This is a genomic window from Furfurilactobacillus sp. WILCCON 0119 (genome assembly GCF_053471565.1).
In genome coordinates this window covers 161,186-178,854 of the sequence record NZ_JBPCCV010000005.1, presented here as the reverse complement: position 1 = coordinate 178,854, position 17,669 = coordinate 161,186, and the positions used below count along the sequence as shown (strand labels likewise).

Here is a 17,669-nt window from a genome sequence, read left to right as displayed (position 1 = left end):
TTATTGACTCAATGGGGAGTCGATAATCGTTTTTTTGTACCCTCATGCATGAATTTGCTGGTGCTTTTTGAGCAAAAAAAAACAGGTGGCTGAATTTTCAGTCACCTGTTGCAATGATAATCAATTAATTGGGTTAGGCCTTGTCAACGGCGTGACCACCGAAGCCGTTCCGCAATGATGAAACAACCTTACCTGTAAAGGTATCGTTTTCCATTGAACGGTAACGCATCAACAGTGACATTGCGATAACAGGGGTTGCCACTTGTTGTTCCATGGCTTCTTCAAGGGTCCACTTACCTTCACCAGATGAGTGCATAGTTCCCTTGATGTTGTCCAATTTAGCGTCGTTAGCAAAGGCTTCTTGCGCTAATTCGATCAACCATGAACGAACAACTGAACCGTTGTTCCACAGGCGGGCAACGTCTTCGTTGTTGTAGTCAAACTGGCTGTGTTCCAAAACATCGAACCCTTCACCAATGGCTTCCATCATCCCGTATTCGATCCCGTTGTGGACCATCTTCAGGTAGTGACCTGAACCAGGCTTGCCAGTGTACAAGTAACCGTCTTTTTGGGCGATACCTTCGTACAGAGGACGTAGTGTTTCAAAGGCTTCGGCGCTAGTGCCACCGATCATGAAGTTACCGTCGTGACGAGCGCCTGATTGACCACCAGAAGTTCCACAGTCAAAGAAGTTGATGCCCTTGGCTTCAGCCTTCTTGGCGTCTTCAACGGAGTCCTTCCAGAAGGAGTTCCCACCATCGATGATGTAGTCGCCGGCACTCATTAAGTCGAGGAGGCTATCGATGGTTGCTTCAGTTGGCTTACCGGCAGGTACCATGATCCAAACAATCTTTGGTGATGGTAACTTAGCAACCATGTCTTCCAATGATTCAGCGCTTTCTGCACCAGCAGTGACTGCTTGGGCAACGAAGTCCTTGTTTAAATCAAAACCAACAACTTGGTTATCGTGGTCCATCATGTTTTCTGCTAAGTTCAGGCCCATTTTACCTAAACCGATTAAACCTAATTTCATTTGAGAAATCCCTCTTTCGGTATTTGTGTTTTATTACTCTTTGATTATATGAAAAGTTTTTTCAAAAATCAAGAACAAACTTGTAAAGTCATTTCAAACGATTAAGTCCGTTAATTGATTGACCGTGAAGCCATTCAATGATGTCGTATCGTGAAGGGGGGGGCATTTTATGTTGTTTTAGTTAATTAATTGACGTGGTAAAGGTAAGCTTTTATTAAAGAAGTTTGAGACTTTTTAAAGGTCAAAAAAATCCTTGTAACATCCTTGTCATTTAATTGTTACATCGGTAAAATTAAGGCTGTTCGAATGAGAGAAAGTCCATCTTCTTTTTATTGGAGGCGGTCCAAATGCGACAATCCGGAAATCGGTCTGTCGAGTATTACATGGGGCTGTGTTACCAGGTGGTCGTTAATTCGATTGAGGAGGGCGCGGGCAAGCACTACTTTGCCCTTAGCATTCCTGAATTAACGGGCTTGGGCGTTGCAGCCGATTCGATCTCCGCTGGCATTCGTGAACTGAACGAAGCCAAGCGAAAATGGTTTGAAACGAACCTCAAGTTGGCCCGGCCGATCCCCGAACCAACGGTTGAGCAAAGCTCGTCACAAGCCATCTAATGAAATCTGGTTTCACTCCTAAAGCGACTGTGGCTGGTCGCTTTTTTTGTGCTCGCCAGATGGATTTTTGTCATTAATAAAATGATTAATCGAATTAATTAACGAACTTTATTGGCGTGAATGTTTGCAATCGTTCATAATTAGCCGTATTCTAAATTAAAGTTTTATTGTTGTGTAAAACCAATATTTGGAAGGGGCCAGACGAATGCTTATCCAACAAGCGTTAATCAACAATCAACAAGAACCATGTGACTTACGAATTGAGGACGGTCAGTTTACGGCCATTGATCACCACATTGAACCACGAGATGGTGAAACGATCATCAATGCTGACCATAAACTGTTACTTCCACCACTGGTTGATCCCCATGTTCATTTGGACGCGACCCAGACGGCTGGCGATCCAGAGTGGAATCAATCGGGCACGTTGTTTGACGGGATTCGGATCTGGTCTGAACGAAAAAAGACACTAACGGTTGACGACGTGAAGGAGCGGGCTAAGCTGACCCTACGCAAACAAATTGCGAACGGAATTCAGGTGGTTCGGTCACACGTTGACGTAACGGACCCAAGCTTTACCGCATTAAAGGGCCTGTTAGCGGTTAAAGAAGAAATGGCTGATGAAGTCGAATTACAGTTGGTTGCGTTTCCACAGGAAGGGATTTTATCGTTTCCACATGGAAAAGAACTGATGGAAGAAGCCGTGAAGATGGGGGCCGACGTGATCGGGGGGATTCCGCACTTTGAATTTACCCGCGAATATGGGATCGACTCACTTCATTACATTGCCGAGTTAGCAGAACGCTACGACCGTTTGATCGACGTTCACTGCGATGAAATTGACGATCCGGCTTCACGGCACCTTGAAACACTGGCCACCATCGCCTACGAGACGGGTCTGGGTGACCGTGTCACGGCAAGTCACACCACAGCGTTGGGTTCATATAATAATGCGTACGCGTATAAGTTGTTCCGGTTATTACGGATGGCTGACATTAACATGATCGCCAATCCGCTGGTGAACACAAACTTGGGTGGTCGGTTTGACACGTATCCGAAGCGACGGGGAATGACGCGGGTCAAGGAGCTCACCGCTGATGGAATCAACGTTGCCTTTGGGGAGGATGACATTCGTGATCCGTGGTACCCAATGGGGAATGGGAACATGCTTGATCCCGTTTCAATGGGGCTACACGTTGGGCACATGATGGGGTATGACGAAATCAATAATTCATTTGAATTTGTGACAAGCCACGCAGCCAAGGCCCTCCACATTTTGGACCATTACGGGATCGAAGTGGGCAAACCGGCAAACTGCATCATTTACAACCAACATGATTTCTACAACACACTAAATGAGCACGCAGAGGTGCTGTATTCAATTCGTCACGGGAAGGTGATTGCCCAAACGACGCCAAAAGAGACAACCCTGAACTTTTAAGATCAGTGTGAACGAAAAAACGGTGCCAAGATGATTATCTTGGCGCCGTTTTTTTAATTGCGCTGGGTGAGGGCAGTTAGTTTGCTGCCAAAATTTGATCGATCACGTTTAAGACACCGTCATCGTTGTTGTGCCCAGCCTGTTTTGGGGCTTGGTCAATGATGCTTTTATGAGCGTTTGCCATGGCGTAACCATGGGGCGTCATCGTTAACATGTCCAGGTCATTTTCGTTGTCACCAAACGTGGCGAGCTCATCGTTAGCAACGTGATACCGTTCCTGAAGGTGCTGGAGACCCGTCGCTTTGGTGATGCCGGTAAGACCGATATCTTGGGTATCAAAACCAGAGTTCAGGGCGGTGAGGTGGGGATCAAGCAGCGCGGGTAACGTTGCAGCTTGCGCAGGCGTAACCCGTGTAGGATCAAAGGTGAGGGCAATTTTAACCACTTGGTCCGCGAGTTGCTGCGGGTTGACATCAAATAAATCGGTTAAGCGGTCAAGGGCATCATAATACAGTTTAATATGTTCAAAAACGGGATCCGGGGTGATGCCATCAACGTAGGCACTGCGAACCCCAGAGACAGTGGTCAGCGCAAACGGTTGGGGGAAGTGCGTTTTCAACGTTTGCAGCGTTTGGACGATGAGGTCATCAGGAATTTGACTGGCAAAGAGCAGTTCATCTCTGGCGTGGACAATGGCGCCATTGTCGGAAATGAAGTCCATTTGATGTTTGAATTCGGTAAATTGTTTGACGAGGCGTTGATACTGGGAACCAGACGCTGCCGCAAAGTGAATGCCCTTATCCGTGAGTGCGCGTAATTGATCGGCAAAACGATCGTGATTATAGGTGTTTGCGTCGTTTAGAAAGGTGCCGTCCATGTCGACAGCGATAAGTTTGATGGTCATGAAAACTCCTCTGTTTCGGTAGGTTAGTTTAGAAAATCGGTACTGATGCGCTGATAAACAGCGATCATTTGTTGAAAGTCGGTCAATTCGATCCGTTCATTGACCTGGTGAGCAAGTTCCCAACGACCCGGACCAAGCACGATAATGGGAAATTGATGGGTTGCTTTTGTATATTCAGACGCATCCGTTGCCCCGTGAATAACGGCCAACTGCGCGGGGGCTTGGTGAACCGTTTGAAAGGCCGCTTGCGCCGTTTTGACGAGGGCTGATTGGCGGTCCGAAATGACTGGGAAGAAACTAAAGTCAACGGTGAGGGCAAGGGTGCCCTCCTGACGGGCGTTGATGGTGTCGACAAGTTGTTGAAGGCGAGCAATGACCTTGTCATTATCGAAGTCAGGAATCGGCCGGATGTTGCCCTCTAAATGGGCCGTTCCCGGGATCGAGTTGACCTGATCACCACCGTTGATCACCGTGATGGCGTGGACAACGGGGCCCAAGATGTCACTGATCGGGGCGTCGTCAAATGCATGGGCTTCTTCATTAATAAACTGAACAAGAAGATCAATGGCGTTAATGCCTTGTTCAGGCATCGATGAATGCACGGAGCGACCGGTTGCATCAATTGAATAGTCAATGGAACCGTTATGAGCAAAGATAATTTGGTTACTGGTTGGTTCGCCCACAATCATGGCGTCAACATGGTCGACGTAGCCCTTTTGAGTGAGCATTCGTGAACCCGGAGCCCCATATTCTTCCCCAACCGTTGCGAGAAATTGGAGTTTGCCGCGGGTCGGTTTGCGGGCATCATGGAGGGTAATTAACGTAGCCACCATGGCGGCGAGGCCGCTTTTCATGTCAGCTGCCCCCCGGCCGTACAACACATCATGGTCGATGTGACCTGCCAACGGTGGAAACTGCCAGTCATCATGTTCATCGGCGGCTACCGTGTCTAAATGGCCAGTGAGCATCAATGTTTTACCAGGTCGGCCAGAATCGAGTTCAACAAAGAGGTTACTACGGCCAGGAGCGTACGGAATCTTGGTGGCCGAAATCTGATGAGCCGCAAGTTCGGTCACAATTCTGTCGGCAACGGCCTCTTCGTGGCCGTTACGGGAATCAATTTGAAGGAGATCACGTAAAAATGCGACCGCTTCTTCATTATTCATAATAACATCAACCTCCTAAACGGCAGTTTTAATTGGTCACAAGGGTTAATTAGTAACGAATTTAATGAGAATTGTGCAACCGGTGCAAATCACCTAGACCAATTGGGATAAAAATGCAATTTATTAGGGATTGCCAGCAATTTTAAGATTAACCAATATGAGAGAAAAACTGTCTTTTAATCATTCTATCATAAAACAAGGCTTGTCGCTGATAATCGCAACGAGTATGTTTTTTACATAGACCAATTATGATTATATCGAAAAGATTGGCTATACACAAAGATATAAAGGATGATACCAATGAATAACAACGTTAAAATGAATCAATTAGGTGTGGAATTATATGCAGATGGTGCAGACATTAATCAGATGGTCGAAGCTTATCACTCTGGCATCGTAAGCGGGTTTACAACGAACCCATCGTTAATGAAACAAGCCGGGGTAACTGACTATGTTGAATTTGCCCACCAAGCGGTGGCCGCAATTCCTGATGTGCCAATTTCGTTTGAGGTCTTTAGTGACGATTTAGAAGAGATGGAAAAAGAAGCAACACTCATCAGTCACTTTGGCACGCACGTCTACGTTAAAGTTCCGGTGATGAATTCGTTAGGTGAATCAACCGTGCCGTTGATTCATAAACTATCGCAAAAGGGCATCAAGATCAATGCCACGGCGATCTTTACGGAGCAACAGGTTCGTGAAGTGACTGACGCGCTGGACGAAACAACCGGCGGAATCGTGTCGGTCTTTGCTGGACGCATTGCTGATACGGGTGTCGACCCACGCCCATTGATGTCCAAATACGCTGACATTGTTCACTTTAAGCCAGAATTGAAGCTTCTGTGGGCGAGTCAACGGGAAGTTTACAACGTCATGCAAGCTGCCCAAACACACACGGATATTATTACATGTCCACCAGAACTCTTGAAAAAATTGACGCTTCTTGGAACACCGCTAGAAGATTATTCATTGGCAACGGTGAAACGGTTCAAAGCGGATAGCCAAGCCCTTGGTTTTTCAATTTTATCCCGATAATTTAAAAATGGCTGTCATCCCTTAATGTTACTGGGATGACAGCCATTCTTTGGTTGATTAACGGGGGGCCGTTATTCTGGTGGAAAAAGGGTTGGGTATCGGTGGCGCAGGGTGGCTGCCAGTGCTCGGCGTCGGCGGTATAACGTCGGGCGCGAAATGTGAAGTTGACTGGCCGCAGTGGTTACTGATTGATCTGGAACCAAGAGGACGGTGAGCAGCTGGCGTTCGCTGTCTGTACACCGCGCCAGGACCTGCGTCAAAAACGCATGGTCTGCGATGGGGGCCGTGAAGTCAGTGGTCGTCGTCTTGGTAATGGTGGTCTCGGTTAAGGGGGCTTGGTGGCTCATTGTTCGGGTCGTGGCACGAAGCCAATCCAAGAGGCGCCAATACAAGCGTTGATATGCATAGCGGCGTAATTGTTCTGGATCGTAGCTGGTAAACTTGAGCACGTATTCGACGTACACCTGGACGTATTGTAAACGGCCCTCGGAGCAGACGTCGTCATAATAGGAATCGGTTGGGCGGACGTGGAGTCGTTTGACCACCCCGTATAAAACGCGGGCATTTGCTGGTGCCAAAATAAAGGTAAAGCCGGCTTGAGTGAGTGCCGGGTAATCGTGCAAACAAATTTTGGTCATGGAGATACCGTCCTTTATGCATGATCCAAAGGCCTTTGGTCGAGAACAGTGTAGTGGATGCGCTGGCATAAACGCGAGGGGCCACAGGTTGAAAAATGATCCGTCAATCTGAGCCATCACTAGCGTCAGATGCCCGTGGTGAGTAGCTGGTGTTGTTATTGATCCTTATCGTGGAGGAAATGCGATGATAGCCGGCTAAAACAGCCATTTAACGGATGAGTTTACCCGGCAAAAAAGCAAATGTGAAAAAATGTTCGCGAAATTGCTGGACAAATGTTCAAGGGTGTTGCTATACTGAAACCAAGAAATGAAAGGGGTTTCATAACGATGAAATTAACTCAAGCAGAATTAGCCAAATACATGGATCACACAATGCTCAAGCCTGAAGCAACGGAAGCCATGATCGACCAAACGATTGCGGAAGCGCGTGAATATAACACAGCATCCGTCTGCATCAACCCATACTGGGTTAAGCGGGTTCACGAAGGGTTAGCCGGAACTGACGTGGCAACTTGTACCGTTATTGGCTTCCCTCTGGGGGCAAACACAACGGCTGTGAAGGTCTTCGAAACAAACGATTCTATTGATGATGGTGCTGATGAAGTGGACATGGTCATCAACATTGGTGAATTAAAATCAAACCATGATGACGTTGTTTTGGCAGACATCAAGGCCGTTGCTGACGCAACCCATGCTAAGGGGAAACTGCTGAAGGTGATCATCGAAAATGCCCTGCTCACAGATGATGAAAAACGGCGTGCTTCTGAATTGACCGTTAAAGGTGGCGCTGACTTTGTGAAGACGTCAACTGGGTTCTCCACGTTTGGTGCCCGTGTTCAAGACGTTGAATTGATGCGGAAGGCAGTTGGTCCAGACTTCAAGATCAAGGCTGCTGGTGGGATTCATTCATTGGCTGACGCGTACAACATGATTGAAGCGGGTGCAAACCGTTTAGGTGTTTCTGCGTCCGTTGCGATCCTGAAGGAAGCAGCGGAACAGTAGACTGTCGGAATTTTTGCCGGCAAGATTATGTAAGCGCTTTAAAATAACGCAGGAACGATTCTGAGAGACGGAAAGGAACGTTTGATCATGGCTTATAAACGAATTTTTGCAATTGTGTTGGATTCAGTTGGGATTGGTGAAGCACCAGACGCCGAAAACTTTGATGATGTTGGGGCAGATACATTAGGACACGTGGGGGCCCACTTTGCGGGGAACCTTGCCCTCCCAAATTTGGCTAAGTTGGGGCTGAGCAACATTCGCCCAGACAAGCCCATTGAAGGGGTTCCTGTTGCAACGCCAGCACTCGGTGCCTTTGGGAAGATGGAAGAGGTCTCAGCGGGGAAGGACAGTATGGACGGCCACTGGGAAATGATGGGCTTGCCAGTTCGCCACCCACTTTCAACATTTCCAAACGGTTTTCCAGCAGAAATTTTAACAAAACTGGAAGAATTTTCTGGTCGGAAAGTGATCGTGAATAAGCCATATTCGGGAACTGATGTTATTCATGATTACGGTGAACAACAGATGGCGACCGGTGATCTGATCGTGTACACCTCCGGCGACTCAGTGCTCCAAATTGCGGCGCATGAAGACGTGATCTCAGTTGATGAATTATACAAGATCTGTGAATATGCCCGGACGTTAGTTAACGGTCCAGAATGGACAGTGGGACGGATCATTGCGCGGCCTTACGTCGGCCCAGATAAGGACCACTTTACGCGGACAGCAAATCGGCATGACTTTAGTTTAGAACCAACGGGCGAAACGGACTTAGATCGGTTGAAGGCTGCTGGTCTTGATGTGATTGGAATTGGGAAGATCAACGACATCTTCTCTGGTCACGGCATCACCAAGGGTTACCACAACGAAAGTAACATGGACGGGATGGACCACGTGGACACGGTCATGGCGACAGACTTCCACGGTTTCTGTTTTACAAACTTGGTGGACTTTGACGCAATGTACGGTCACCGGCGGAATCCTGAAGGGTTTGGTCAAGCGCTGATGGACTTTGACAAGCGGCTTGAAACAGTCATGGCCAACTTGAAGGATGACGATTTGCTGCTCCTGACTGCCGACCATGGGAATGACCCTGGTTTCAAGGGGACAGACCACACCCGTGAATTCGTTCCAATGTTGGCTTACTCCCCATCAATGACGAAACCAAACCAGTCCTTAGGTGTCCGCAAGACATTTGCTGACATGGGCGCAACGGTTCTGGAAAACTTCGGCGTTACCGGCGGGACTGACGGCACCAGTTTCTTAACGGCAGTGACAAACGACTAATTCAGACGGAATTGAAAGGAGCAACACATGAGTACACATATTGGCGCAAATGACGGTGACTATGCAGACACGGTGTTACTACCAGGCGACCCATTACGGGCAAAGTACATCGCTGAAAACTTCTTAACCAACGTTAAGCAGGTCAACTCTGTGCGAAACGCGTTCGGTTACACCGGTGAATATAAAGGACATCGCATTTCCGTTCAAGGTTCCGGGATGGGGATTCCGTCGATGTCGATCTACATTAACGAACTGGTGAAGTTTTTCGGTGTTAAGACGATCATCCGGGTTGGCTCCTGTGGTGGGATGGCACCAGACGTTCATTTACGTGATGTTTTGTTGGCGTCTGGTTCGACCACGGACTCAGCCGTTACGGCGAACACGTTTGGCCCTGGAATCCACTACGCGCCATTAGCAAACTTTGAATTGTTAGACACGGCGTACCATGCAGCAAAGGACCTCGGGATCACGCCAAAGGTTGGTGACATTTTTGCGGCAGACCGGTTCTATAACGACGAACTGGACATGCAAAAATTGGCCGACTACGGTGTCATCGGAACGGAAATGGAATCAGCGGGGCTGTACCTCCTGGGTGCTAAACTGCACTTCCGCGCACTGTCTGTTTTGACGGTCAGTGATTTGATCTTTGGCGAGGAAAAGACGACAGCTGAAGAACGTGAAAAGACGTTTAACGATATGATCAAGATCTCGCTGGAAACAGCAATTGCAGGAAAATAAGTCAAGTAACCATCTAACGGCCGGCCGGATCTGTTCCGACCGGCCGTTTATTGGTTTATCAACATAATGGGAAGTGATCAGCATGGAAGCGGAGGAAGCACGGTTAGCTGCTAGCCTGAAGGTGGCCAAATTGTATTATCAAAACAATTGGAGCCAGGGCGAAATTGCAACTGAAATTGGTAGTTCACGGGCGACCGTTTCCCGGCTACTGCAACACGCGCGGGAGACGGGGCTCGTGAAAATTGAAATTGTTAATCCGGTGGCCTCGGTGGCGCAACTAACGGATGCACTTCAGGCCAAGTACCCGAAATTACGCCATTTACTGGTGGTTCCGGCGCAGGCCTCAACCTCAACGGATCTGTTGGAACGCGTGGGTAATGCGGCCGCTGGTTACATCGAGCAAATTGTTCAAAACGATGACATTATCGGAATTGGTTGGGGCAAGACCTTGCACCAGGTGGCCAATCATCTAGATCCAAAGGATGTCAGTGGCGTGCAGGTTGTCCAAATGAAGGGGAGCGTTGCCAACACGCAAAGTAACAATTACGCGTTTGAAAGTGTCAATACGTTTGCGAATGCGTTTCACACGCTGCCTGAATATTTACCCCTGCCGGTCATTTTTGATCATCAACAGACCAAAGAACTCGTGGAACAAGATACACACATCAAGCACATCATTGAACTCGGTAAACAGGCAAGCATTGCGGTCTTTACCGTGGGAACGGTCCGTGACTCAGCACTTCTGTTTAAACTGGGGTATTTCACCCATGAGGAGCAGGAACGGTTGCAAGAACGCGCGGTCGGGGACGTCTTTTCTCGGTTTATTGATGTGAACGGTCAGGTGGTGGCACCAGATATTGACCAACGCACCATTGGGGTGGCGTTAACCGACCTGACGACAAAACCACACAGTATTTTAGTGGCGGCCAACCCGGCGAAGGTGCCGGCGGTTCATGGCGCGCTACAGGCCCAATATGCCAACACGCTGATCATTGATCAAGAAAGTGCGGCAGAATTACTTGCGTTTGGCAGTCCCGACGCAGATTAAAGGAGGAACCAACCCATGCGGATGGTCGATGTAATTGATGTAAAACGAAACGGTGGCACATTAAGCCAGGAACAAATTCAGTTCTTTATTGACGGATATACAGCCGGTGATATTCCGGATTACCAAGTGAGCGCGCTTCTCATGGCCATTTACCTGAAGGGCATGACTAAGGAAGAAACGACGGCTATGACCATGGCAATGCTGCACTCTGGCGATGTGCTGGATCTAAGCGACATTCCTGGAATGAAGGTCGATAAGCACTCAACCGGTGGGGTTGGGGATAAAACGAGCATTCCGTTGGCCCCGCTAGTGGCAGCCATGGGAATTCCGGTCCCAATGATTTCTGGTCGGGGCCTGGGCCACACTGGTGGAACGCTGGATAAACTGGAAGCAATTCCCGGATTAAACGTTGAAATCAGTGAAGCTGCATTTAAACAACAGGTTCGTGACGTTGGTTGTGCCATCGTGGGGGCCACCGGGAACATTGCGCCTGCCGATAAAAAGATTTATGCCCTGCGTGACGTGACGGACACCGTGGATTCAATTCCGTTGATTGCGGGTTCCATTATGAGTAAGAAGATTGCCAGTGGCACCGACGCGTTGGTCTTGGACGTGAAGACCGGTTCTGGTGCGTTTATGAAAACGGAAGCTGAAGCCGTTAACTTGGCAACGGCGCTTGTTGAAATCGGGAAGGGCGTTGGCATGAATGCCATGGCAGTCATCTCAGATATGAATCAACCACTCGGTTTGGCCATTGGGAACGCCCTGGAAATCAAGGAATCCATTGACCTGCTAAAGGGGCAAGGTCCCGCTGATTTGACGGACCTCGTGTTGACGATTGGAAGTCAGATGGTAGTGATGGCCGGCTTGGCACCAGACTTAGCGGCGGCACGGCAACAGTTGCAGGCGAAGATTGATGACGGGTCCGCCCTAGAAAAATTCCGGGCCATGATCGAAGCGCAGGGTGGTGATGGAAACGTGATTGAACACCCTGAATTGATGCCACAAGCAGCTCATCAAATTGAGATCAAGGCCACGACGGCCGGTGTTATCACTGGCATGAAGGCGGATGAAATGGGAATCGCCGCCATGCTCCTTGGTGGTGGCCGCCAAACTAAGGATGACAAGCTGGATTATGCGGTCGGCATTATGCTGAACAAGAAGGTCGGCGATGACGTTGCTGCCGGTGAATCGCTGATGACAGTGTATAGTAATCAGGAGGACATCAGTGAAGTTGAACAGTTGATTCGGGATAACGTGACAATTGATAAGCCCGGTACAGTTGTTGAACCATTGACGTTGATTCATAAAGTATTGTCATAGAAATAATTTTGATAATCAAAAGGAAAGCCAATCTGATGGGGAGGCTTTCCTTTTTTTATGCACTGTAAGAGCGATCATGTGTTTAAATTCACGAAATGATAAACGCTTGTTTTCCATATAATAATGGCGGTAACTACCTAAAAAGGCCTAGGCGTGTTAAGCGTGACCGGAAAGATTGGGGGTAACTAGCACTAATAATGAGCACAAATATCAGTGAAAAATAAAAAAGCTTTGTCTGCCTTAATTGAGTGCAATTACCGGTTTAATACCGTTTTACGAACATGAAACAAAATGTGTCATTGTGAAAAGATTTTTTTGTGATTGACGGTTAATTACTGATGTGTAAATATAAGGTGTTATTGATTTATGATAAGAAATGTTTGAGATGGATAGCGATTTTTGCCGCCATTTTACGAAAAAATTGATTTATCAATGGAGGATGTTGTTAATGAGTGATGCACAAGAAAAGGCGGCTAAACAAGCCCGTAATTCACGGCGTCGACGAGAGATTGCGGAGCACCATGAACAATTAGAATCTTTACATCGAAAGCTAACGCGGTTGAAACATGCAAAAATAACCATGGTGGCGGCCATGGCAACGTTAGAGCAGGTTGAAAGTCGTGCCAACTCATTTGGCCGTGGACTAGACGACAGCCGTTGGCGTGGTCAGCGGCGACAAATGTTTGATGAGCGCTTTGACAGTGTGACGCGGGCAATTAAGCGAGACGTTGAGCAGAACAAGGAAAATAAAGCTACTGTGCAGCGAAAAATCAGTGAACTTGAAAGCCGAGCAACCGATGTTGAACGGGTAATTAGCAGTTTAGAGAGTGCCATGGAATAGAAAGGGTGTGTTGATCATGGGGAAAATCGCAGTTAATCGTGGTGCATTACAAGCAAATATTGGAACAGCAGGATTTGGCCGGAACGCATCTACAACCGTTAAACCTTGGGCGGACCAATGCCCGGCCATTTGTTGAAATTGGGCAGTTGGAGCAACGGTTGAACGGAATTATTAACAAGTATGCGAGTTTAGCAGAACGCGACACAGGCCAGTTTAGTCATGTTGGGACGCAAATGCAGGCGGCCGACCAAGCAAGCGCAATTGGGTTTAAAAGTCACTAGGGGGTGAATCATTATGGTAAGGGTTGATATGCGGCAGGTCATAAACGCCGCGCAACAGTTACACGCCTAGGGGCGTCACATGGTCAATCAGTTAAACCGGGTGAAGGTGACCATGGGCCAGGTTCCTCATTCAGAGGGATTTCAGGGAGCGGCTCAGCGGAGCATGGGCATCTATGTTCGCCAAGTGCACGATAATGCGGCTGAAACGTTAGCTGGTAATGTTACCGATTTATCACGGGAGTTTGAGCAGCTGATTACCATGTTTCGAAGCGGCGTTGATAGTCGGGATGACGCCATTCTTGATACGGATTATTTGCAGGAACAGCGGCAGAAATTGGAATCCCTGTACCGTGAATTAGATCAGGGGATTCATAAAGGAAACGAGGGTTGTACCCAAGCGAGCGGATTGGCAACCGTCATTCGGTTACGGACAACAGCGTTGACTGAGCTTGAGGATTCTGAGCGCAGTATCATGCAAACACAACAACGGTTAGCAGAATTCAATGGAATTAGGACCCCACAACGAATCAGCAACTTGTCAGATAGTGCAGCCAAAGTTGCGAGTCACATCAAGGTGTCGTTAGATCATAAAGGTGATAATGTCTTCATGGGCGGGCTCGGACAAACAACTAAGGCCAAGGTTAAACATGGAAAGAAGAATCAGCGGGTAACGGTAAGAAGCGTAAATCATCGTGCGGTTCATCATGAAGACAAAAATGAGTCATTTATTAATCTATCGGTTAGCAGCGTTTTGGCCTTACTAGAACATAATGGTGTGCATGACAATATGACAATAGGAATAGGATTTGCAATTGATATTTTGTTGCGTACAAATGGTGGTAAGCATTCGCCAAGCTGGTCCGAAGCTGGTGGGGCATTAAGAGATACTGTATTTGATTTGGCAGCAGGTAATGTTTTACAAAAGGGAGTGGCCGCTTTAGGGATAGCAACTAATTCTCTTCCAGGATTATTTTTGATAACTATGCTTGGTACAGGGTTATCGGTTGAGGCATCTTACATTATTGAGAATCCAAAAGAGGTCAAGAAGTCAATGGAAAAGACTACTAAAGAAGCAAAAAAAGTGGATTATAAAAAATTGGGTGCTTTTGAGAGTGGACATCTTAAATCGGCAACTCCTAAAAAACGTAGCGTGGCCGGTACATATGCTGCGGCATACAGCGGGCATTATCAAAAATGATGGAGAACATAATTTATGGATGACGTAGAGAGAATTAAGGGTAAAGAGTACTCGATGAAATTGGTTCGGCGGTATGGGTTCTATCTTGTTTTTCAGGTCGAAGATGACTTACTTGTGACAAATATCATTGCGTTAACTTCAGCAGTAATTTTTTTCTTCATGGATTGGAACTGTCAACAGACAGGTTGGCTAATCCACCAAAAAGCGGATAAAAAAGTTGTTCCAGGAAAATTTCATGGTGTTGAGGATACTAATACGCTTGGCCTTTATACGTTACTGCCAACAGTACTTCTTTTGAATGCGCACCGTCCCTATTATTTTTGGACCACAGGCATTGTATGTGGCTTGTTGATTAGTATTTATGGTTATGCTTATTTTAAATCCAGTAATCAACTTAAGAAGGCAGGCGTTGAAATTGGCCAAAATGATAGTATTCGAGTTATGTGGATTCCTAAAGTAACTTTTCACTATTTTTTAAAGACGTTCAATGTCAGAAAAGGGATCATTGCAATTCTCTTTTGGGGAAGCGCATTTACGGTGGCACTAACACAATCATTGCTTCTTTTTATGATTGCAGCAATTTGCATGGTTGTCACAGAATGGTTGATTATTTTTAAATATTTGATAAAAATTGATATTCCTTTTACGGCTGCCTATTTTAGATATCGAGTTTCATGAATTATGCAAGTTTGGTTGTGTCAGCAACTTTGGTTTGAAAATATTGGGTTAGGGAGGCAAAAAAATGTTGCCAATTGGTTCAGTTGTACAGGTAAAACATGGTGATCATGACTTAATGATTATTACAAAAAACGTTTTTTCTACGGCGGACAAAACGTTATTCTTTGATTACGGAAGTTGTATGTATCCCGAGGGATTAGATCCTGATCAAATCTATTATTTTAATCAGGGAGACGTTGAGAACATTGTTTTTGAAGGATTAAAAAATGACGCTGAAGTTACACAGGATAATGAAATGACTGAGTGGGTTACCAAGAACCAGACCGATTTAGAAAAAGTCCGTGGTAAAGTGCCGGATGTTCATGAGGCAGATGCCTAGTAATAAAATTCGAGATTTTGGTTGTCTAACGTTGTGGATAACCGAAATCTCGAATTTTAGCAGGTGACAAAATATGCATGTCAATTAATTTCTTTGATGATCCTTAGCCTAAAGGCTATTTCAATTTTCGGGGTAAGTGTCACGTTCCTGTTAGATACGCTTCAACAGCAATGATTTTAGTTTCAATAGAAATTTTAGTCATAAGAAAACCCCGAAAGTTTGTTTCAACTTTCGGGGTAAAGGTCACCTTTACTAACTTTTTTTCTCTAGCCACTGGTACTGAACCTGAAGTTCTGGTGTGCCCGGTAACCGATCAAAATGATGGTCATTGTTAATGTAATTTGGCAACAGCGCGATCCCTTTGCCCTGTGCAACAAGGTTGATGATGCTATCCCAGGAATCGATTTCAATGATGTTGCCAGGAAGCTTGCGGTAGGTTTCCTTAGTAAACGGACAGACGTGGTCACTGTTGACAAGGTAGGGGAGCGAGCTGAAATTGGGCGCCGCCGTTTTGTTGACGGCAAAGAAACTGGGCATGATCCCGGTCTTTACTTGTTTGTAATTAGAATTTTGATAGGCGTTAACGTACGTGATGACCGTGTTATAACTTGAATCATGACTTTTACTAATAAACGTAGATGACTTAATGTCAAAGGTTGTGTCGCTCACAGCGGGAAGTTCACCGTTTCGAAGCAGGAAATTAAATAAAAACGTTGAAAGTAAAACCTTGGGCTTTACCTGCAATTGTTGTAGTGTTGCTCGTGTTGTTTTCGTCGCGGACAACACCTCCAGCATGTATTCGTAGAAAATTTCACCGGCGCGTGTCGGGATCAACCCTGCATGAGTCCGGTTGAATAACGTGACGTTAAAGTCAGTTTCAACCTTTTTGAGAATCGCGCTGATGCTTGACTGGGCGTAACCAAGCGCTTGTGCTGTCTTGTTGATCGACCTGGTGGCGTATAGGTGTTCAAGAATCTCTAAGTCGTGAAACATGGCGGGCCTCCGGGTAATCGATATTTTCGATAACCCTACCACATTTTGGTAATATCGTTCAATCATTTAGCTGGGTATAATTCTAATTATCAAAGGTAAGGAGGTCGTTGAATGCCATATTTAAGGGTTCGGGTCGTTGGTGAACAACACCAAGGACAAGCGGATGAAATTGCAAAAATGTTGACAAATCTAACGGTAACCGTTTTGAAAAAAGCGCGTCCCGTTGTGGCGATTGACCTGGCGTTTGTCCCGGCGGCTCACTGGTACATTGGTGGGCAGGCCGTTGCCGACACAGATAAGCCGACTTTTTTCTTAGAAATTAAGCTAACCGAGGGCACCAATACACGGGAGCAAAAGGCACAGTTTCTGACCGAAGTGTATTCAAGAATGACCACCATTCTTGGCGATCTGAATGAGGCAAGCTACGTTGTTATTCAAGACGTTAACGGAAATTCGTGGGGCTTTGGTGGTCAAACACAAGAATTTCGTTACATTCAATCACAATTGAATTAATTTAGGAGGAAAAATAATGCCATTAATGAGAATTGATGTTATCAAGGGTCACGATGAGGCCTATTTGGAACGGTTACTGACGATTGCGTATGAGGTTCAATTAAAAACATTAAACACACCAGTTGGTGATCGTTATCAGCTATTAACACAACACGAACCGTTTGAAATGCAGATTTTAGATACGGGGCTGGGCTTTAGTCGAACCAAGGATGTTGTGGTCTTTCACTTGACCACCCGGCCACGGGCAACAAAGGCAAAGCAAGCGTTCTACAAAACATTGGTGGACCGTTTGCATCAAGAGTTAGGAATCCGGCCCGAAGATGTGATGGTGAGTCTATCGCCAAATAACGATGATGATTGGAGCTTTGGTAAAGGGGAAGCACAATTCTTAACCGGCGAGCTGTAATCGCTAAAAGCATATTAATCAGGCGCTTTCTGTCACTACGGAAGGCGCCTTTTTGCGTTGTAGAGACGTATTTCTTCACTGAAAGCACACGATGATTAAATGAATTTATTCATTTGTGTTGACAGAAAAAAATAAACTGGTAAGCTAAGCT

20 protein-coding genes are annotated in these 17,669 nt (G+C 46.5%); 15 read left to right on the top strand and 5 right to left on the bottom strand.

Annotation, left to right across the window (positions count from 1 at the left end; all coding sequences use genetic code 11):
- Positions 1-133: 133 nt before the first annotated feature.
- Complete coding sequence (gene gnd / locus ACRYI5_RS09360) at positions 134-1,033, bottom strand: phosphogluconate dehydrogenase (NAD(+)-dependent, decarboxylating) (protein ID WP_407879848.1); 900 nt, start codon at positions 1,031-1,033, stop codon at positions 134-136.
- A 347-nt stretch (positions 1,034-1,380) separates the two neighbouring features.
- On the opposite strand from gnd, the gene ACRYI5_RS09355 reads away from it, so the two are divergent.
- Entirely contained in the window at positions 1,381-1,647 is a 267-nt protein-coding gene (locus ACRYI5_RS09355; RefSeq protein WP_448225082.1) for a type II toxin-antitoxin system HicB family antitoxin, read from the top strand.
- Positions 1,648-1,852: 205 nt separating this feature from the next.
- Complete coding sequence (gene codA, locus ACRYI5_RS09350) at positions 1,853-3,088, top strand: cytosine deaminase (RefSeq protein WP_407879844.1); 1,236 nt, start codon at positions 1,853-1,855, stop codon at positions 3,086-3,088.
- A 76-nt stretch (positions 3,089-3,164) separates the two neighbouring features.
- Here codA and ACRYI5_RS09345 read toward each other — a convergent pair whose 3' ends face one another.
- Positions 3,165-3,992: a Cof-type HAD-IIB family hydrolase gene (locus ACRYI5_RS09345; protein ID WP_448225081.1), complete on the bottom strand. Its 828-nt coding sequence runs from the start codon at positions 3,990-3,992 to the stop codon at positions 3,165-3,167.
- Positions 3,993-4,015: 23 nt separating this feature from the next.
- Complete coding sequence (locus tag ACRYI5_RS09340) at positions 4,016-5,158, bottom strand: ArgE/DapE family deacylase (protein ID WP_448225080.1); 1,143 nt, start codon at positions 5,156-5,158, stop codon at positions 4,016-4,018.
- Between the two features lie 300 nt (positions 5,159-5,458).
- On the opposite strand from ACRYI5_RS09340, the gene ACRYI5_RS09335 reads away from it, so the two are divergent.
- The gene (locus ACRYI5_RS09335) at positions 5,459-6,193 is read left to right on the top strand and encodes a transaldolase (protein WP_407879838.1); all 735 of its coding nucleotides are present in this window, start codon (positions 5,459-5,461) and stop codon (positions 6,191-6,193) included.
- A gap of 71 nt (positions 6,194-6,264) precedes the next feature.
- Here ACRYI5_RS09335 and ACRYI5_RS09330 read toward each other — a convergent pair whose 3' ends face one another.
- Entirely contained in the window at positions 6,265-6,831 is a 567-nt protein-coding gene (locus ACRYI5_RS09330) for a hypothetical protein (protein ID WP_448225079.1), read from the bottom strand.
- 327 nt (positions 6,832-7,158) lie between these two features.
- Here ACRYI5_RS09330 and deoC point away from each other — a divergent pair, with 327 nt between their 5' ends.
- From deoC to ACRYI5_RS09280, 10 genes are all read left to right on the top strand, one after another.
- Positions 7,159-7,833, top strand: coding sequence for a deoxyribose-phosphate aldolase (gene deoC / locus ACRYI5_RS09325; RefSeq protein WP_448225078.1), 675 nt, complete (start codon positions 7,159-7,161; stop codon positions 7,831-7,833).
- 87 nt (positions 7,834-7,920) lie between these two features.
- A complete protein-coding gene (locus ACRYI5_RS09320; protein WP_448225077.1) occupies positions 7,921-9,120 on the top strand; it encodes a phosphopentomutase in 1,200 nt (399 codons plus the stop codon).
- 27 nt (positions 9,121-9,147) lie between these two features.
- Positions 9,148-9,858 carry a purine-nucleoside phosphorylase gene (gene deoD / locus ACRYI5_RS09315; protein WP_448225076.1) on the top strand — a complete coding sequence of 237 codons (711 nt, stop codon included), beginning with the start codon at positions 9,148-9,150 and terminating at the stop codon, positions 9,856-9,858.
- A gap of 82 nt (positions 9,859-9,940) precedes the next feature.
- Positions 9,941-10,906, top strand: a complete 966-nt coding sequence (locus tag ACRYI5_RS09310) for a sugar-binding transcriptional regulator (protein ID WP_407879830.1) — start codon at positions 9,941-9,943, stop codon at positions 10,904-10,906.
- Between the two features lie 15 nt (positions 10,907-10,921).
- Complete coding sequence (locus ACRYI5_RS09305) at positions 10,922-12,229, top strand: pyrimidine-nucleoside phosphorylase (RefSeq protein ID WP_407879828.1); 1,308 nt, start codon at positions 10,922-10,924, stop codon at positions 12,227-12,229.
- A 448-nt stretch (positions 12,230-12,677) separates the two neighbouring features.
- Positions 12,678-13,070 (top strand): YwqH-like family protein, encoded by a 393-nt coding sequence (locus ACRYI5_RS09300; protein WP_407879826.1) that lies wholly within the window; start codon positions 12,678-12,680, stop codon positions 13,068-13,070.
- 59 nt (positions 13,071-13,129) lie between these two features.
- Positions 13,130-13,351 carry a hypothetical protein gene (locus ACRYI5_RS09295; protein ID WP_448225075.1) on the top strand — a complete coding sequence of 74 codons (222 nt, stop codon included), beginning with the start codon at positions 13,130-13,132 and terminating at the stop codon, positions 13,349-13,351.
- A gap of 79 nt (positions 13,352-13,430) precedes the next feature.
- Positions 13,431-14,549, top strand: a complete 1,119-nt coding sequence (locus ACRYI5_RS09290) for a hypothetical protein (protein WP_448225074.1) — start codon at positions 13,431-13,433, stop codon at positions 14,547-14,549.
- 15 nt (positions 14,550-14,564) lie between these two features.
- Positions 14,565-15,227 (top strand): hypothetical protein, encoded by a 663-nt coding sequence (locus ACRYI5_RS09285; RefSeq protein ID WP_448225073.1) that lies wholly within the window; start codon positions 14,565-14,567, stop codon positions 15,225-15,227.
- A 64-nt stretch (positions 15,228-15,291) separates the two neighbouring features.
- The gene (locus ACRYI5_RS09280; RefSeq protein WP_448225072.1) at positions 15,292-15,606 is read left to right on the top strand and encodes a DUF4176 domain-containing protein; all 315 of its coding nucleotides are present in this window, start codon (positions 15,292-15,294) and stop codon (positions 15,604-15,606) included.
- Positions 15,607-15,858: 252 nt separating this feature from the next.
- Here the strand turns inward: ACRYI5_RS09280 and ACRYI5_RS09275 are convergent, their stop codons facing one another.
- Positions 15,859-16,599: a LysR family transcriptional regulator gene (locus tag ACRYI5_RS09275; RefSeq protein ID WP_448225071.1), complete on the bottom strand. Its 741-nt coding sequence runs from the start codon at positions 16,597-16,599 to the stop codon at positions 15,859-15,861.
- A gap of 111 nt (positions 16,600-16,710) precedes the next feature.
- Here ACRYI5_RS09275 and ACRYI5_RS09270 point away from each other — a divergent pair, with 111 nt between their 5' ends.
- The gene (locus ACRYI5_RS09270; protein WP_448225070.1) at positions 16,711-17,112 is read left to right on the top strand and encodes a tautomerase family protein; all 402 of its coding nucleotides are present in this window, start codon (positions 16,711-16,713) and stop codon (positions 17,110-17,112) included.
- A 16-nt stretch (positions 17,113-17,128) separates the two neighbouring features.
- Positions 17,129-17,518 carry a tautomerase family protein gene (locus ACRYI5_RS09265; RefSeq protein ID WP_407878941.1) on the top strand — a complete coding sequence of 130 codons (390 nt, stop codon included), beginning with the start codon at positions 17,129-17,131 and terminating at the stop codon, positions 17,516-17,518.
- Positions 17,519-17,669: the final 151 nt, after the last annotated feature.

Excerpts from the sequence above, each read along its gene's own strand:
- ACRYI5_RS09305 (WP_407879828.1), top strand. The coding sequence starts at position 10,922 with ATGCGGATGGTCGATGTAATTGATGTAAAACGAAACGGTGGCACATTA.
- gnd (WP_407879848.1), bottom strand. The coding sequence starts at position 1,033 with ATGAAATTAGGTTTAATCGGTTTAGGTAAAATGGGCCTGAACTTAGCA.
- ACRYI5_RS09320 (WP_448225077.1), top strand. The coding sequence starts at position 7,921 with ATGGCTTATAAACGAATTTTTGCAATTGTGTTGGATTCAGTTGGGATT.
- ACRYI5_RS09330 (WP_448225079.1), bottom strand. The coding sequence starts at position 6,831 with ATGACCAAAATTTGTTTGCACGATTACCCGGCACTCACTCAAGCCGGC.
- ACRYI5_RS09340 (WP_448225080.1), bottom strand. The coding sequence starts at position 5,158 with ATGAATAATGAAGAAGCGGTCGCATTTTTACGTGATCTCCTTCAAATT.
- ACRYI5_RS09310 (WP_407879830.1), top strand. The coding sequence starts at position 9,941 with ATGGAAGCGGAGGAAGCACGGTTAGCTGCTAGCCTGAAGGTGGCCAAA.
- ACRYI5_RS09285 (WP_448225073.1), top strand. The coding sequence starts at position 14,565 with ATGGATGACGTAGAGAGAATTAAGGGTAAAGAGTACTCGATGAAATTG.
- ACRYI5_RS09290 (WP_448225074.1), top strand. The coding sequence starts at position 13,431 with ATGGTCAATCAGTTAAACCGGGTGAAGGTGACCATGGGCCAGGTTCCT.
- ACRYI5_RS09270 (WP_448225070.1), top strand. The coding sequence starts at position 16,711 with ATGCCATATTTAAGGGTTCGGGTCGTTGGTGAACAACACCAAGGACAA.
- ACRYI5_RS09300 (WP_407879826.1), top strand. The coding sequence starts at position 12,678 with ATGAGTGATGCACAAGAAAAGGCGGCTAAACAAGCCCGTAATTCACGG.
- ACRYI5_RS09355 (WP_448225082.1), top strand. The coding sequence starts at position 1,381 with ATGCGACAATCCGGAAATCGGTCTGTCGAGTATTACATGGGGCTGTGT.
- ACRYI5_RS09335 (WP_407879838.1), top strand. The coding sequence starts at position 5,459 with ATGAATAACAACGTTAAAATGAATCAATTAGGTGTGGAATTATATGCA.
- ACRYI5_RS09345 (WP_448225081.1), bottom strand. The coding sequence starts at position 3,992 with ATGACCATCAAACTTATCGCTGTCGACATGGACGGCACCTTTCTAAAC.
- ACRYI5_RS09280 (WP_448225072.1), top strand. The coding sequence starts at position 15,292 with ATGTTGCCAATTGGTTCAGTTGTACAGGTAAAACATGGTGATCATGAC.
- deoC (WP_448225078.1), top strand. The coding sequence starts at position 7,159 with ATGAAATTAACTCAAGCAGAATTAGCCAAATACATGGATCACACAATG.
- deoD (WP_448225076.1), top strand. The coding sequence starts at position 9,148 with ATGAGTACACATATTGGCGCAAATGACGGTGACTATGCAGACACGGTG.
- ACRYI5_RS09265 (WP_407878941.1), top strand. The coding sequence starts at position 17,129 with ATGCCATTAATGAGAATTGATGTTATCAAGGGTCACGATGAGGCCTAT.
- ACRYI5_RS09275 (WP_448225071.1), bottom strand. The coding sequence starts at position 16,599 with ATGTTTCACGACTTAGAGATTCTTGAACACCTATACGCCACCAGGTCG.
- codA (WP_407879844.1), top strand. The coding sequence starts at position 1,853 with ATGCTTATCCAACAAGCGTTAATCAACAATCAACAAGAACCATGTGAC.